This is a genomic window from Variovorax paradoxus (genome assembly GCF_009498455.1).
GTDB classification, from domain to species: Bacteria; Pseudomonadota; Gammaproteobacteria; order Burkholderiales; family Burkholderiaceae_C; genus Variovorax; species Variovorax paradoxus_H.
This window is the reverse complement of the sequence record NZ_CP045644.1, coordinates 4,873,634-4,888,900: the sequence shown is the minus strand read 5'-3', so window position 1 is coordinate 4,888,900 and position 15,267 is coordinate 4,873,634. Positions and strand designations below refer to the sequence as shown.

Genomic DNA, 15,267 nt, shown 5'->3' with positions numbered 1-15,267 from the left:
AACTTCTTCTTCAATTTCAATTGGCGGACGCATCACGGTGGTTTCCTCGTGATGCATAGCGGCCCATCAAGGCGGCCTGGGCGCCATGCGCTTCGATCGCGGGGGACGCGCCCGCCTCGCCGGGGTGCGTGTCGTGGTCGACACGCCGGTAGACGCCGTCGCCGCCCAGGTCCCAGGCGTCGCGGCCATCGTGCAGGTAAGCCACCAGGCACTCGTCGATGAGGCGCTGGCGCAGGGTGGGATCGGTCACGGGCCAGGCCAGCTCGATGCGCCGCATCATGTTGCGGTTCATCCAGTCGGCGCTCGACAGGTAAAGCGACTCGTCCTCGCCATGGCGGAAATAGAACACCCGCGAATGCTCGAGGAAGCGCCCGATCACCGAGCGCACGCGCACGTTGTCGGTGAGCCCCGGCACCTGCGCCGGCAGCGTGCAGGCGCCGCGCACGATGAGGTCGATCTTCACGCCCTTCTGCCCCGCGCGAATGAGCGCGCCGATGATTTCCTCGTCGGTCAGCGCGTTCATCTTGGCGACGATGCGCGTCGGCTCGCCGTTCGCAGCAGCCTGCCCCAGCGCATCGATGCGCGCGACCAGGTTCTTGTGCAGGTCGAAGGGCGCGAGCCACATGCGGTTGAGCTTGGGCAGGCGGCTCTGGCTGGCCAGGTGGACGAACACGGCCTCCATGTCGGCCGTGAGCGCCGGGTCGGCCGTGAGGTGGCTGATGTCGGTGTACAGCCGCGCCGTGCGCGGGTTGTAGTTGCCGGTCGACAGGTGGCCATAGCGGCGCAGCTGTTTGCCCTCGCGGCGCGTGACCAGGAGCATCTTGGCGTGGGTCTTCAGGCCCACCACGCCGTACACCACCTGCGCGCCGATCGACTCGAGCATCTCGGCCCAGTTGATGTTGGCCTCTTCGTCGAAGCGCGCCTTCAGCTCGACCACCACCGTCACTTCTTTGCCGCGGCGCACGGCTTCGCGCAGCAGGTCCATGAGCTCCGAATCGGGGCCGGTGCGGTAGATGGTCTGCTTGATGGCCAGCACCTGCGGATCGAGCACGGCGTCGCGCAGGAAAGCCAGCACGCCGTCGAAGCTCTCGAAGGGCTGGTGGATCAGCACGTCGCCACGTTGCAGCCGGTCGAAGAACGACTGCGCGGGCGACAGCGTGACGGGGAACGACGCCACATACGGCGGGAAGCGCAGCTGCGGCTCGCCGATCAGGTCGATGAGTTGCGTGAGCCGCGCCAGGTTCACCGGCCCGTGCACGCGGTACAGCGCCTGCGGCGGCAGGTTGAACTGCGCGAGCAAAAAGCTCGCGAGCGATTCGGCGCAACTGGCCGACACCTCGAGCCGCACGGCCTGGCCGTAGTGGCGATGCTGCAGGCCCTGGCGCAGGGCGGTGCGCAGGTTCTTGACGTCTTCCTCGTCGACCGCGAGGTCGGAGTGGCGCGTCACGCGGAACTGCGAGAAGTCGCCCACCTCGCGGCCCGGGAACATGCTCGACAGGTGCGCGCGCACCACGCTCGACAGCGCCACGAACAGCGTCTTGCCGTCGGACACCTTGGCCGGCATCTTGATGAGGCGCGGCAGCACGCGCGGCAGCTTGACGATCTGGATCGGGTTCTCGCGGCCGAAGGCGTCCTTGCCGCCCAGGCGCACGATGAAGTTCAGCGACTTGTTCGCCACCTGCGGAAACGGGTGCGCCGGATCGAGCCCCACCGGAATCAGCAACGGGCGCACCTCGCGCTCGAAATACTCGCTGACCCACTTGCGCTGGGCCGGATTGCGCTCGCCATGCGACACGATGTGGATGCCATGCGTGGCAAAGGTCGGCATCAGCTCGTCGTTGTACAGCGCGTACTGGCGCGCCACGAGCGCATGGGCGGCTTCGGACAGGCGCTCGAACGACTCGACCGTGTACGTGCCCTTGCGGTCGCCGGCGCTGCCCGCGCTCAGGTGCGGCGCGGCACGGACTTCGAAGAACTCGTCGAGATTCGACGACACGATGCACAGATAGCGCAGCCGTTCGATCAGCGGCACTTCGGGCCGGTGGGCCCAGTCGAGCACGCGCTCGTTGAACGAGAGGATGCTGTGGTCGCGGTCCAGCAACGCGAACGGAGGCGCTTCACCGACGCGCGAAGGGTCAGCGGAGAGGGAGGGCATGGGCACTGATTCTGGAGCAAGCGGCACGGGAGAACACGACGGCTGAAATATGACAGTGTCAACGTCATCCGTGACAGTTCCATGACATTCGCGTGACGCACCCTCTCCCGCAGAGAGCGAACCTGACACATTCGGCGGCAGCGAAGCAACGTGCGGCCCGGCGTCGGGCCGGATGGCCGCCGGCTTCATGCGCCGAGAAAGTGCTTGCGGTAGCGCGCCGGCAGGTCGTCGATGCGCATCAGCATCGGCAGGTCGGCGGTGTTGAAGTCAGGGTCCCAGGCCGGCGCGCCGAGCACCTTGGCGCCCAGCCGCAGGTAACCCTTGATGAGCGCGGGCGGTTCCACGTCGAGCGCGCTGTCGAGCCGTTCGACCGGCAGCGGCAGGCGCGGCTGCACCTGGTATTGAATCGGCGCGAGGTGGCTGGCCGAGAGCTGGCGCCAGATGCTGGCCGCCGCGTCGCCGCTGGTCACGCCGTTGTGCGACATCGGGATGCTCGCGCAGCCGATCATCGTGTCGAGCTTGTTGCGGTGCATGAAGCCGGCCAGCGCGCCCCACAGCGCGAGGATCACGCCGCCCTGGCGATGCTCGGCGTGCACGCAGCTGCGGCCCAGTTCGACCATGCGCTCGCGCAGGTCGCGCAGGCGGGTCAGGTCGAACTCGGTGTCGCTGTAGGTGCTGCCGACGCGGCGGGCCTGGGCGGGGGTCAGCACGCGGTAGGTGCCGATGACCTGGCCCGTGAGTTCGTCGCGCACCAGCAGGTGTTCGCAGAAGTCGTCGAACAGGTCGATGTCGTGGCCGGCCAGCGGCGTGCTCAGGCGCGCGCCCATCTCGCCGACGAACACGTCGTGACGCAGGCGTTGCGCGGCGCGCACGTCATCCAGATGACGCGCCCAGCTCACCGTGATGCCCGGCTTGCTCGCCTCGGCGGCGGGCGGCACGATGACGGCCAGCGGCGCCTCGGGGACCGATGTGCGGGTGGCCAGTGCGGCGACGGTTGCGGCGGCGGCAGCGGCCACAACGGCGGGGGTTCCGGCTGCGGGTGCGGGCCACAGGGCTGCGCGCAGTCCGAGCTGCGAGAGCGGAAACGTCGGGTTCGGCAGTTCTTTCATGGGAAATCCCTTTCTGCTGACCGAGTCTGGACACGCGCAATGAAAGCGGCATGTCAGCGGCGTGGCAGCCACATGACGTTGTTACAGCGCGCGTCAGCGTCGCTTTGGCGCCGCTTCGGCGTCTAATGCGGGGCATTCGCGACACGGAGTTCGATCCCATGGCCACCGATGCAGCAGGCGCCAACAGCCGCCTGCACCAGACTTTCCCCGTCCTCAGTGACGCCGAGATGGCACGCATCGCCAGCTTCGGCAGCGTGCAGCGCTTTGCGCGCGGCGAGCGCCTGTTCACCGCCGGCGAGACCGGCGCCGGCATGTTCGTGCTGCTCAAGGGCGTGGTCGCCGTCACGCAGCGCGACGGCCTGGGCCATGTGGTGCCGATCGCACGCCAGGGGCCGGGCGAATTCCTCGCCGAGGTCGGCCAGCTCAGCGGGCGCCCTGCCCTGGTCGACGGGCATGCCGACGAAGAGGTCGAGGCGCTGGTCGTGCCGCCCGACCGCCTGCGCGCGCTGCTGGTGGCCGAAGCCGACCTGGGCGAGCGCATCACGCGCGCGCTGATCCTGCGGCGCGTGGCGCTCATCGAATCGGGTGCGGCCGGGCCGGTGCTGATCGGACGGCCCGACTCGCCCGAGATGGCGCGGCTGGAAAACTTTCTGCGCCGCAACGGCCATCCTTATCACCTGGTCGATGCGGCGGCAGACGCCGATGCCGCCGCACTGCTCGCCCAGTACGGCCCCGACAAGCTGCTGGCCGTGTGTCCCGATGGTTCCGTGCTGGTCAACCCGAGCGACGACGGCCTGGCGCGCTGCCTCGGCATGGTCGACACCGCAGCACGCGACGCGCTGTACGACGTGGCCGTGGTCGGCGCCGGGCCCGCCGGCCTTGCGACCGCGGTGTACGCGGCCTCCGAAGGGCTGCGCGTGATCGTGCTCGACTGCCGCGCCTTCGGCGGACAGGCCGGCGCCAGCGCACGCATCGAGAACTACCTGGGCTTTCCAACCGGCATCTCGGGCCAAGCGCTGGCGGGCCGCGCGTTCGTGCAGGCGCAGAAGTTCGGCGTCGAGATGCTGATCCCGGCGCAGGTGGAAGCGCTCGACTGCTCGCGCGAGAACGCGCTGGGCAGCCTCGCACTGAAGCTCACCGACGGCCGCACGATCAGCGCGCGCACGGTGGTCATTGCGAGCGGCGCGCGCTACCGTCGCCCCGGCGTGCCGCGTCTGGCCGAATTCGAAGGCCGCGGCATCTGGTACTGGGCCTCGGCCATCGAAGCCAAGATCTGCGCGCAGCAAGAGGTCGCGCTGGTGGGCGGCGGCAACTCGGCCGGCCAGGCGGCGGTGTTCCTGTCGCGCCATGCGGCCAAGGTCAACGTGCTGGTGCGCGGGCCGTCGCTGGCGGCCAGCATGTCGCGCTACCTCATCGACCGCATCGAGGCTACGCCCAACATCTCGCTGCAACCGCACACCGAACTCGTGCGGCTGCATGGCGCGCCCGAAGAAGGCCTGACCGGCGCCACGTGGCGCTGCCACACCTCGGGCCAGGAGCACGACTGCCCGGCGCGCAACATCTTCCTGTTCGTCGGCGCGGAGCCCGAAACGTCATGGCTCGACGGCTGCGGCGTGTCGGTCGACCGCCACGGTTTCGTGCTGACGGGCCCGGCCGCGAGCAGCGGCTTTCCGGCGCGCCCCGCTTCGGCGCTCGAATCGAGCGTGTCCGGCGTGTTCGCGGTGGGCGATGTGCGCTCGGGCTCGGTCAAGCGCGTGGGCGGTGCGATCGGCGAAGGCGCCGCGGTGGTGGCGCTGATTCACCAGCACCTGTCGTCGAGCTCGGCCGTGGCCTGAACTTTTTCCAGAAATACCTTATGCCCATCCAAGCCTGCGAACACGTTCCCGCCGACCTCGCGAAGCCGCACACGCCCCGCGGCTGCGAAGACTGCCTGAAGACCGGCGACACCTGGGTCCATCTGCGCCTGTGCGTGCACTGCGGCCATGTGGGCTGCTGCGATTCGTCGAAGAACCGCCACGCCACGAAGCACGCGCGTGCCGAAGAACATCCCGTGATCCAGTCGATCGAGCCCGGCGAACACTGGATGTGGTGCAACGCGCACGAACGACAGGTGGGGTGACCAAGCCAGGGCGAGCTGGCAAACGGCCAATGCCCGCACCCGCACGCGTCCGGATGCGCGTGTATATGCTGCCGTTCTCCCGTCACAACCCTCTCAATCTGGAGCTCCGCGACATGCCCGCATCGCCCATCGAGGTCTATTCCTGGCCCACGCCGAACGGCCACAAGATTCACATCATGCTCGAGGAGTGCGGCCTGCCGTACCACGCGCACCCGGTGAACATCGGCACCGGCGACCAGTTCGCACCCGAGTTCCTGAAGATCAGCCCGAACAACAAGATCCCCGCCATCACCGACCCCGACGGACCGGACCGCCAGCCGATCTCGCTGTTCGAATCGGGCGCCATCCTGGTGTACCTCGCGGGCAAGACCGGCAAGTTCCTGCCCACGGGCGACCGCGAGCGCTACGACGTGCTGCAGTGGCTCATGTTCCAGATGGGCGGCGTCGGCCCGATGCTCGGCCAGGCGCATCACTTCCGCATCTACGCCCCCGAGAAGATCGCTTATGCCGTCGACCGCTACACCAACGAGGCCAAGCGCCTGTACGGCGTGATCGACCGGCAGTTGGCCAAGCACAAGTTCATCGCCGGCCAAAGCTATTCGATTGCCGACATCGCCATCTTCCCGTGGCTGCGCAGCTGGGAAAACCAGGGCATCACCCTCACCGACTACCCGCACCTGAAGGCTTGGTTCGACGGCATCGCCGCGCGCCCGGCCGTGCAACGCGGCGTGAAAGTGCTGGCCGATCTGCGTCGTCCCATCACCGACGACAAGGCGCGCGAGATCCTTTTTGGCAAGACCCAGTACGAGAAGCGCTGAGCGGGCCTTTATTCGGGCTAGAATCGAAGGCTTGGCGGGGCGTAGCGCAGCCTGGTAGCGCATCTGGTTTGGGACCAGAGGGTCGAAGGTTCGAATCCTTTCGCCCCGACCAAAAGAAAAGTGAAAGCCTGCAACGATGAAAGTCGTTGCAGGCTTTTTTCTTTTCCGGGCCGGTCGCCATCACAGCGAGTTTCAAGCGCCCTTTAGACGTTTCGTAGCACGAACCACTGGTTTCCGTACATCAGGCAACGCCACTGCCTTGCTGTTACACGGTGACTGCAACTTTTTTCTTACGGGACTACCCGCGTGACACTCGGCGGTCACGCAGAATCGACCCAATCGTGATCTTGTTTACAAAGTAAGCTGAGTTGCGTTTACAAAGCCGAAGAGCTGAGTCAGGGATGGACGTCGCAGCAAACCCTCATCACCCCTGGACCCCTTTCCGATGCTGAATTACTTTTCCCGCTGTTCTTGCGGCCTCAGGCATCTCGTTCGCATCGAGCGCCGGCCATGGATGCGTCTCTTCTCGAGCCAGCGCTTCTACCAATGCGGCGCCTGCGGAAAAAAGCAACTGGCATCCGAACGCGCGGTGAACGACGCCGTGTGGAAATACCGTTCGCAAAACCCCTGACAGCCCTCCACCGCAGCGACCCGGCAGGACATCTGACGGCCCAAACGGCCGTCCTTAGCAATCTGTTGCGCGTGCAGCCCTTTCGCTGCAGGCCCTTCGCACCCACAGAATCGAACGCGGGTGCTTCACGGTTGCGCAAACCGCGAAGCAGCGTCGGGGAAAGAGTGTCGACACCTTCCCGGTTTGAACTCTTCTGTGATGCTGCTGAATCTGTTTCTCCGATGTTCCTGCGGCTTGGCAGGCCTTCGTCGCATTGAGCGGCGAGCATGGATGAGGGTGCTGCCGACCCTCAGGTTGTATCGGTGCCGTGCCTGCTGCAAGAAGCAGCTCGTGTCGAAGCAGGCAGTCGAGACGGCCAGGGTCTCCTCCCGAGCCATCCAGGCGCATTCCCTCCTCCAGCAGCGCCCCTCGGCGGAGGCGTCGTGCATGGAGGGATGTAGGTAGAATCCGCGCTTCCCCGGTCAGAGGCAGAAGCGTTCAGGCCGTTGATTTTTCGGTCTGTTCCCGCATTTCTTGCGGCCCGAGAATTGAAGGCTCCGGCCCTCGCATCTCAACCGGAATCTGCCCGTAGCTCAGTTGGATAGAGCACCTGCCTTCTAAGCAGGTTGTCGGGGGTTCGATCCCCTCCGGGCAGGCCAATTGCGCCCCTCCCCTGGCCGCAGCAGGTTTCTCTAACTTGCGATGCCGCTTCCCCATCTGCGGGACCCCAAGCGCCTCTTGCATCACTGCCAACGACGCGAACGGAATGCACAGCCTCGGTGTCGCGCGAATGCAGTGCCTGACGCTCAGCACCGCGCCCTGAACTGCTGATCGCGCGCCTCCTTGCGCTGCTCGGCGATCCACGATTGGGTCGCGCCGCTCTGCGGCTGTCGCGCCAAGCGGTCGTAGTACGCCACCCGCTCATTGAAGTGTGCGCAACGCGAGGTGCCGCCATTGCTCCCCGTCACGCCCGGCGACATCGCACCGCGTTGCTGCGCGGCCTGCTGCTGGACCGCATGGCCGCGCCGGGTCTGCTGGTCGGCAATCTCCACCTGCTGCTCCCACGGCAGCCCGCCCGGAACGGGCTCGATGCGCTCGACCAGCGCACCCCGCTCGCGGCAGTGGTTCGCCGACCAGAACCGCCCGCCGCTGTTGCTCACGCAGAGAAACACCTGGGACGCGCCTGCCGCCTCGAGGTTGCGCACCGGCGGCGACACATCGACCACGCGGCCTCCACCACCGCCACACGGCTCGCCGCTGTACTGGTTGCCGCATCGGTAGACCTGCTGGGCATGGGCCATGCCGCTGGCGATCAGAAGAAGGCTGGCGAGGAAGGTGAGGCGCATGGCGCGATGGTAGTAGCGATGCATGCATCGCAGCTCACAGATCATCGACACCGGCTGCCGATGCCCTCAGAGTCACGCCCCGGACTTGGCACCCGCCGGCAGCAACGCCTCCCGCACACGACCGGAGAGCGGCACGCTCTCGGGCAACAACGACAACGCCTGTGCGCCACGCGCCGCGGAGCCCACATTGGCCACGAAGGTCCGCCGCGCGTCGTGGAACTCGAAGATCAGGTTGAAGGTGCCGTAGGCCTCGCGCACATCGACCTCGCGGATGTCCGCGAACGGACGCTGGCGCTGGCGCAGGACGCGGTACACGAGCTGCCCGCTTTCGATGCGCAAGACAGGGTTCAGGCTGTTGGTCGCCAGCGCCACCCACGGCAGTCCGCGCAGGCCAGTGAACGTGGCCACGACGGGCACCGCCCCGCCCTTGATAACGACGGGCGCAGCACCCGCCCGCGGCGCCTTGGGCGTGCGAAGCTTCTTCCAGAGCCAGTAGAGGAACCAGAACGACAGCCCCTGAAAGACGATCACTCCGACGGTCCCAAGGACGGTTATCCAATCCATCTGCACGTCGCCTTCCTCTGCGAAACAAGCCTGGGCCTCCCCGGCGAGGCGCCATTAGAGCAGAGGGCTTGCAGCACACATGCCTGCTGTTTGCCATTTGAATTGTTGATTCAATACTGTACATTTAAACAGTATTCTCAAGGAATCCACATGCAGAAGAACGCATCCCAGTCCAACGCGTGGGTGAGCCATGACCCAAGCTGAACTCTTCTTCCCCCGGCCGGCACCGCCGCCCTCGACCGTCTTCCACTTTCACGAGCCCGCCCCCATGGTCCTGCCTGAGGCATCCGAAAAAGACGAGCTGCGCGAAGCCTTCTCCGCCAAGCTGATCGACTACCCCCATTCGTCGGCCGACGCGGTCAGGATCGCAGAACAACGCTTCCGGCGCGAACTCGAGAAGCAACTGGGCGCCGACGTGCTGCCGGTGATGCGCGCCTTCCAGAACGCCAGCGAATCGAGCGACACCGACCTCACCAAGACCGAGATCGCCCTGGCCGCGCGCTGGATCAAGGCCTACGACGCCGCGCGCAAGGCGGGCTTTCGCGACCTGGGCGATACGGACGAGGCGTACTTCGAGGTCAAGGCGATCTGAGCTGCGGCACCGTGCGCGTTCATTCGCAGCGCATAAGAAAACACGAAAAGCGTATTTCCCAGTGAAGGCATGGCGCGGGCACAGTCCCACGCCTGTATCGCTCTTTTCCCGGCGCGCCCTCGGGGCCGCCTGGCTCGCCATGTCATCCATCCACGACACGCCGACGCGCCCTGTCGCGCCCACGGCTTCCGCCCGCCCTTCCCCGCTCGCGCCCTCTTCGCAGCAACTGGCCGAGCGCTTTCGCCCCGTCTTCGACCGCATCGCCGAGCACGCGGCGCAGCGCGAGCACGACCGCGAGCTGGCCTACGCGCCGGTGGCCTGGCTCAAGGCCGCCCGCTTCGGTGCGCTGCGCGTGCCGCTCTCACACGGTGGCCTCGGTGCATCGGTCGAGCAGCTGTACGACCTGCTCATCGAACTCGGCGAGGCCGACTCCAACCTGCCGCAGATTCTTCGCGCCCACTTCGGCTTCATCGAGCGCCTGTTCGCCGAGATCGATCCGGCCTTGCACGGCCCCTGGATGCGTCTCGCGGCCGACGGCGTGATCTTCGGCAACGCCACCACCGAACTCGGCGAAGGCGCACTCGGCGCCCTGCAGACCACGCTGACGCGCGACAAGCAGGACAGCGCCGATGCATGGCGGCTCGACGGCGACAAGTTCTACAGCACCGGCACGCTCTACGCCGACTGGATCTCGGTCGCGGCGCAACGCCTGAACGACGACGGCAGCAGCGACCGCGTGATCGCCCTCGTGCCTGCGGAGGCAGCAGGTGTCGAGCGTGTCGACGACTGGCGCGGCTTCGGACAGCGCCTGAGCGCCTCGGGCACGACGCGCTTCCGGCAGGTGCGCGTGAAGCCAGAGCATGTGCTGCTGTACGTGCGCGATCAGCCGACACCGCTCACCGCGCACTTCCAGCTCACGCACCTCGCCACGCTGGCCGGCATCGCCCGCGCCATCGTGCGCGACGCGGTGGCCTTCGTGCAGCCGCGCAAGCGCGTCTACAGCCACGGCAGCGGCGCCACGCCGCGCGAAGACCCATTGGTGCAGCAGGTGATCGGCCAGCTCGCGAGCACGGCCTTCGTGGCCGCGTCAACCGTGCAGGCGGTGGCGCGCGGCCTGGGCGAAGTCGACCGCCACCTGCAGCGCGGCGAGGCCGTGCCCGAGCAGCTGCTGTTCGAGGTGGAGCTGAACACGGCCAAGGCGCAGGCGGGCATTGTCGATGCGGTGCTGCAGGCCGGCACGCGGCTGTTCGACATCGGGAGCGCTTCGGCGCTGCAGGAAGACCGTCGGCTCGACCGGCACTGGCGCAATGCGCGCACGCTGGCGTCGCACAACCCGACGATCTACAAGGGGCGCGTGGTGGGCGACCACCTGCTCAATGGCGCGCGACCAACCTTCTACTGGGCCGTGGGAGCCATCGCGAGCTGAGACGCGCGGCGAGGAAGGTGTTCAGACCCGCGGCAGCGCCGCGAGAAAGGTCGACACCACGATGGCCGCTGCGCGATCGAGCTGCAGGATGTCGGCCACGTCGAAGGCGTTCGGCGCCGTGTGGCCGCTGGTGCCGAGCGGCTTGCGGATTTCGATCAGCACTTCGGCGGCGAGTTCGCGATCGCTGCGCGGACGGCCGTCGGGGTGCATCACCCACTCATCGACCTGCTCGATGGGGATGCTGCGAAACACCCCCACGATCGGGACGTACTTGTAGCGGTCCTCGCCGACGAGGATGGGCACGCTGAGATTGCAGAAAAACGTATTCGTCGACATGCGGAACGCCGTCGCCAGCCAAAGCAAAAAGTTGATTAATTGTTTTCGAGTGTGACTCCGATACCCATTTTCCCGACCGCGGGCATACGGCAAGACGTGACCTTCTGCACACAAAGTGCCGCCAATTCCGTCGAATTGCTCGGGAAAACAACTACTTAATTCTTACACAAAGACACGGAGGGCGCACTTTGTGTACGATTTTTGGCATACGAAATGTTGTCATGGCACCTTTTGCGGCCCGAATTGGGCGCGCAAAACAGCGCGCCTCGCGTTGTTTTTGCAACGCGAGGCGCTTGAAGACAACGAGCGAGAGATGCTCAGGCCGGCGCGCTGAACTGCGGCGCGCGCCGCTCGATGTTGGCCTTCACGGCTTCGAGCTGGTTCGGGCTGCCGATGAGCGCCTGCTGCTCGACCGACTCGGCGATCAGCAACTCGGCGGCGCTGTGCGCGAGCGAGGCGTTCAGCAGCCGCTTGCCGGCGCGGATCGCGTCGGGGCTCCTGGCCGCAATCTCGTGCGCCATCTGCAGCGCCTCGGCCAACGGGTCGGCGGCCACGCGCGTGGCCAGGCCCAGGCGCACTGCCTCTTCGCCCGAGAAGATGCGGCCGGTGAACGTGAGTTCGCGCACGACGTCGGTGCGCGCCAGCTCGCGCATCAGCACCATGCCCGCCATGTCGGGCACGAGGCCCCACTTGATCTCCATCACCGACAGCTTGGCGTCGGCCGCCACGAGCCGGATGTCGGCGCCCAGCGCCACCTGAAGCCCGCCGCCGAAGGCCACGCCGTGCACGGCCGCAATGACCGGCACCGGCACGTCGCGCCACACCATCGCCACCTGCTGCGCGGCATTCGCGATGCCATGCGTGCGCGCAATGAGGTCGGTGCCGCCGGCCGCCGCGCCCAGCACGTCGCTGGCGGCGCCCTGCCCCATGCGTTCGAACGAGGCCATGTCGAGCCCCGCGCAGAAGGCCTTGCCACGGCCGGCGATGACCACGGCGCGCACGCTCCTGTCGTCGCGCAAAGCTTCGCCGGCTTCGACCAGCGCGTCGAACATCGCGGGGTCGAGCGCGTTCATCTTGTCGGCGCGCGCCAGCTGCAGTTCCACCACGCCGTCGGCGTGGCGGGTCCATTCGATACGGTCGCTCATTGCATGTCTCCTGTCGGTCTCTATGTCGCTAGGGGGTATCGGTCCAGTATCGCGCGGGTGGGCCGCTGGGCGATGATGCGCACTGTCGCCGACCCAACACCTCTGCCCCTTCGCCATGTCTCTGGACCGCCGTCACTTTCTCCTGCAATCGGGCGCGACCGCCGCCGTGGTCGCGCTGTTCGGACAAGGCTGCGCGCGTTCGCAGTTGCCGCCTTCCACGGGCACGACGCCGCCTTCGCGCTTCTTCACCAGCGTGCCCATCTCGCAACGCGACGCGGTGGTGGTACCGCCCGAATACGAGTGGCAGATGCTCTACCCCTGGGGTGCGCCCACGGGCCTGGCGGGCCGCATGCCGGCCTTCGCACCCGATGCCGCCAACAGCGCCGACGAGCAGGCCCTGCAGGCAGGCATGCACCACGACGGCATGCACTTCTTTGCGCTCGATGCGCGCGGCGAGCGCGGCCTGCTCGTGATGAACCACGAGTACACCGACGAGCAACTGCTGCACACCGACGGCGTGAAGGTCTGGAACGCCGACAAGGTTCGCAAGTCGCTGCATGCGATGGGCGTGTCGATCATCGAGGTCCGCCGCACACCCGAAGGCTGGCGCCAGGTGCTGCCCTCGCCCTACGCGCGCCGCGTGCACGGCCGCACGCCGATGCGCATCGCCGGCCCCGCCGCGGGCACGCCGCTGATGCGCACCGCCGCAGACCCCACAGGCACGCGCGTCTTCGGCACCTTCGCCAACTGCGCGATGGGCGTCACGCCCTGGGGCACCTACCTGACCTGCGAGGAGAACTTTCATGGCTATTTCGGCGGCCCGAAAGAAGCAGCCAAGAACGCGACACCCGCGCAGCGTCGCTACGGCACGGTGCCAGGCGCGCAGTGGGTCGAGTACTGGCGCTTCGACGAGCGCTTCGACCTGAGCCGTCATCCGAACGAGCCGCACCGCTTCGGCTGGGTGGTCGAGATCGATCCCTTCGACCCCGAATCGGTGCCCGTCAAGCGCACCGCGCTCGGCCGCAAGCGACAGGAAAGCGCGAGTTGCACCGTGGCCAAGGACGGCCGCGCGGTGGTCTACATGGGCGACGACGCGCGCTTCGAATACATCTACAAGTTCGTGAGCCGCGACACCGTGCGCCCCGGCACCGATGCCGCCGCACGCGCGGCCAACCGGCACCTGCTCGACGAGGGCACGCTGCATGTCGCGCGCTTCGACGCCGACGGTCGCGGGCGCTGGCTCGAACTCGTGCACGGCCGCCACGGCATCGACGCAGCCAGCGGCTTCGCGGACCAAGCCGAAGTGCTGGTCCACGCGCGGCTCGCAGGCGACATCGTCGGCGGCACGAAGATGGACCGGCCCGAATGGATCGCCGTGCATCCGCACAGCGGCGAGGTGTACGTCACGCTCACCAACAACGCGCAGCGCGGCGACCTCGGCAAGCCCGGCGCCGACGCCGCCAACCCGCGCGCGCCCAACTTCTTCGGCGGCATCCTGCGCTGGCGTGAAGACGGCGGCGACGCGGCGAGCACCGCCTTCGCGTGGGACCACTACGCGCTCGCGGGCGACCCCGCGCAGCCCGGCGCCGGCACGCGCTACCCCAGCGACAGCGCCGACGCGTTCGGCTGCCCCGACGGCCTGCACTTCGACAGCGGCGGGCTGCTCTGGATCCAGACCGACATGAGCGGCCAGGCCATCGGCAAGCCGCCCTATGCCGCGCTCGGCAACAACCAGATGCTGTGCGCCGACCCGGCCACGGGCCGCATCCAGCGTTTTCTGACCGGGCCCAACGGCTGCGAGATCACGGGCTGCGTGGTCACGCCCGACCGGCGCACGCTGTTCGTCAACATCCAGCACCCGGGCGAATCGCGCGACGACGGCGACGCGAAGCACAACAGCGCCTGGCCCGATGGCACGCAGCTTGGCAGCGCACGCCCGCGCTCGGCCACGCTGGCGATCCGCCGGCGCGACGGCGGTATCGTAGGCACCTGACAAAAACACCCGCACCACAACAGCCCCAGGAGGTTGACGCCATGAGCATCCGCATCGTCCGTCTCGGCACCCCGCGCGCACCCGGCGAGGGCCTGCGTATCGGCACCGTGCGCCGTCCGCCGCGCGGTGTGCCGAAGACCGAGTTCGCCTCGCAGAACTGGTACGACGTGTGGTACCCCAACCTCGCACCGTCCGCCGAGACGATGAAGCTGGGTCAAGAGGCGGAGACTCCCGCGCAATGGAACGCCTTCATGCGCAAGTACAAGACCGAGATGGCCGAGGCCGACGCGAGCCGCAGCCTCGACCTGCTCGCGGCGCTCTCGCACACGGCCGCGCTGGCGGTCGGCTGCTACTGCGAGGACGAGTCGCGCTGCCACCGCTCGCTGCTGCGCAGCCTGCTGGCCGAGCGCGGGGCGGACATCGCAACCTGAGCGCGGTCGCTCAGACCAGCGGCGCGCCGACGAACACCGGCAGTTGCTCGGCCTGCGCCGTGTAGGCGGCGAGCAGCGGAAAGCCCGACGGGCGCACCGCGTCGGGCAGGATGAATTGCGTGAAGGTCCAGGCCACCGCCGCCGAAATGCCGCCCTGCGTGATCGTGCGTTCTGCAGGTGCTGCCAGCGGCTCTGCGACCAGTTCGCGCTCCAGCTCCGCATACGCCGTGTTCAGCTGACCCTGCACGCGATCGACCCATGGCTGGTGCAGCTTCTCGGCAGGCCGCAGGTTGCGCTCGTAGACGATCTGCACCGTCTTCTCGCAGGCCGCGAGCGCGAGCCCTGTGAGGCGCAGGTCACGCAACCGGCCCACCGAATCAGAGGGAAACAAGCTGCGGCCAGCGACCGCCTGCGCATGGTCGATGATGAGTGTCGAGTCCATCAGCACCGTGCCGTCGTCGCACACCAGCGTCGGGGCCTTGACCACCGGGTTGATCGCGCGGAACTGTTCGAAGGTGCTGAAGACCGAGATCGAGCGGTGCTCGAAATCAAGGCCGAGCAACCGCAGCGAGATGGCGGCGCGGCGGACAAAAGGCGAGTCGAGCATGCCGACGAGTTGCATG

Annotated in this window: 15 protein-coding genes and 2 tRNA genes; 10 read left to right on the top strand and 7 right to left on the bottom strand. The window is 67.5% G+C overall.

Annotated features, from left to right (window positions below):
* Positions 1–16: 16 nt before the first annotated feature.
* Together ppk1 and GFK26_RS22530 are read right to left on the bottom strand one after the other, a co-directional pair.
* Positions 17–2,344 (bottom strand): polyphosphate kinase 1, encoded by a 2,328-nt coding sequence (gene ppk1, locus GFK26_RS22535; RefSeq protein ID WP_153283948.1) that lies wholly within the window; start codon positions 2,342–2,344, stop codon positions 17–19.
* Entirely contained in the window at positions 2,341–3,264 is a 924-nt protein-coding gene (locus tag GFK26_RS22530) for a GNAT family N-acetyltransferase (RefSeq protein ID WP_153283947.1), read from the bottom strand. The genes ppk1 and GFK26_RS22530 overlap by 4 nt, the downstream gene beginning before the upstream one ends.
* A 158-nt stretch (positions 3,265–3,422) precedes the next feature.
* Between GFK26_RS22530 and GFK26_RS22525 the strand changes: the two genes are divergently transcribed.
* The 6 genes from GFK26_RS22525 (at position 3,423) to GFK26_RS22500 (ending at position 7,470) form a co-directional block, all read left to right on the top strand.
* A complete protein-coding gene (locus GFK26_RS22525) occupies positions 3,423–5,099 on the top strand; it encodes an FAD-dependent oxidoreductase (RefSeq protein ID WP_153283946.1) in 1,677 nt (558 codons plus the stop codon).
* A gap of 20 nt (positions 5,100–5,119) precedes the next feature.
* Positions 5,120–5,383, top strand: a complete 264-nt coding sequence (locus tag GFK26_RS22520) for a UBP-type zinc finger domain-containing protein (protein WP_153283945.1) — start codon at positions 5,120–5,122, stop codon at positions 5,381–5,383.
* Between the two features lie 113 nt (positions 5,384–5,496).
* Positions 5,497–6,201 (top strand): glutathione binding-like protein, encoded by a 705-nt coding sequence (locus tag GFK26_RS22515; RefSeq protein ID WP_153283944.1) that lies wholly within the window; start codon positions 5,497–5,499, stop codon positions 6,199–6,201.
* A 35-nt stretch (positions 6,202–6,236) separates the two neighbouring features.
* Positions 6,237–6,313, top strand: a tRNA-Pro gene (locus GFK26_RS22510).
* Between the two features lie 333 nt (positions 6,314–6,646).
* The gene (locus GFK26_RS22505; protein ID WP_153283943.1) at positions 6,647–6,832 is read left to right on the top strand and encodes a hypothetical protein; all 186 of its coding nucleotides are present in this window, start codon (positions 6,647–6,649) and stop codon (positions 6,830–6,832) included.
* Between the two features lie 561 nt (positions 6,833–7,393).
* Positions 7,394–7,470, top strand: a tRNA-Arg gene (locus GFK26_RS22500).
* Positions 7,471–7,617: 147 nt separating this feature from the next.
* Here GFK26_RS22500 and GFK26_RS22495 read toward each other — a convergent pair.
* Together GFK26_RS22495 and GFK26_RS22490 are read right to left on the bottom strand one after the other, a co-directional pair.
* A complete protein-coding gene (locus GFK26_RS22495; RefSeq protein WP_153283942.1) occupies positions 7,618–8,181 on the bottom strand; it encodes a hypothetical protein in 564 nt (187 codons plus the stop codon).
* Between the two features lie 48 nt (positions 8,182–8,229).
* Entirely contained in the window at positions 8,230–8,727 is a 498-nt protein-coding gene (locus GFK26_RS22490; protein ID WP_153283941.1) for a hypothetical protein, read from the bottom strand.
* Positions 8,728–8,989: 262 nt separating this feature from the next.
* Here GFK26_RS22490 and GFK26_RS22485 point away from each other — a divergent pair, with 262 nt between their 5' ends.
* Positions 8,990–9,313, top strand: a complete 324-nt coding sequence (locus GFK26_RS22485) for a hypothetical protein (RefSeq protein WP_228121745.1) — start codon at positions 8,990–8,992, stop codon at positions 9,311–9,313.
* Between the two features lie 139 nt (positions 9,314–9,452).
* Complete coding sequence (locus tag GFK26_RS22480) at positions 9,453–10,739, top strand: acyl-CoA dehydrogenase family protein (protein WP_153283939.1); 1,287 nt, start codon at positions 9,453–9,455, stop codon at positions 10,737–10,739.
* A gap of 21 nt (positions 10,740–10,760) precedes the next feature.
* Here GFK26_RS22480 and GFK26_RS22475 read toward each other — a convergent pair whose 3' ends face one another.
* The gene (locus GFK26_RS22475; RefSeq protein WP_062481586.1) at positions 10,761–11,075 is read right to left on the bottom strand and encodes a hypothetical protein; all 315 of its coding nucleotides are present in this window, start codon (positions 11,073–11,075) and stop codon (positions 10,761–10,763) included.
* 317 nt (positions 11,076–11,392) lie between these two features.
* Complete coding sequence (locus GFK26_RS22470; protein ID WP_153283938.1) at positions 11,393–12,220, bottom strand: crotonase/enoyl-CoA hydratase family protein; 828 nt, start codon at positions 12,218–12,220, stop codon at positions 11,393–11,395.
* Between the two features lie 115 nt (positions 12,221–12,335).
* Here GFK26_RS22470 and GFK26_RS22465 point away from each other — a divergent pair, with 115 nt between their 5' ends.
* Together GFK26_RS22465 and GFK26_RS22460 are read left to right on the top strand one after the other, a co-directional pair.
* The gene (locus tag GFK26_RS22465; protein WP_153283937.1) at positions 12,336–14,213 is read left to right on the top strand and encodes a PhoX family protein; all 1,878 of its coding nucleotides are present in this window, start codon (positions 12,336–12,338) and stop codon (positions 14,211–14,213) included.
* Positions 14,214–14,254: 41 nt separating this feature from the next.
* Complete coding sequence (locus GFK26_RS22460; protein ID WP_153283936.1) at positions 14,255–14,644, top strand: DUF488 domain-containing protein; 390 nt, start codon at positions 14,255–14,257, stop codon at positions 14,642–14,644.
* Between the two features lie 10 nt (positions 14,645–14,654).
* On the opposite strand, the gene GFK26_RS22455 is transcribed toward GFK26_RS22460, so the two are convergent.
* Positions 14,655–15,266 carry a glutathione S-transferase gene (locus tag GFK26_RS22455; protein WP_153283935.1) on the bottom strand — a complete coding sequence of 204 codons (612 nt, stop codon included), beginning with the start codon at positions 15,264–15,266 and terminating at the stop codon, positions 14,655–14,657.
* Position 15,267: the final 1 nt, after the last annotated feature.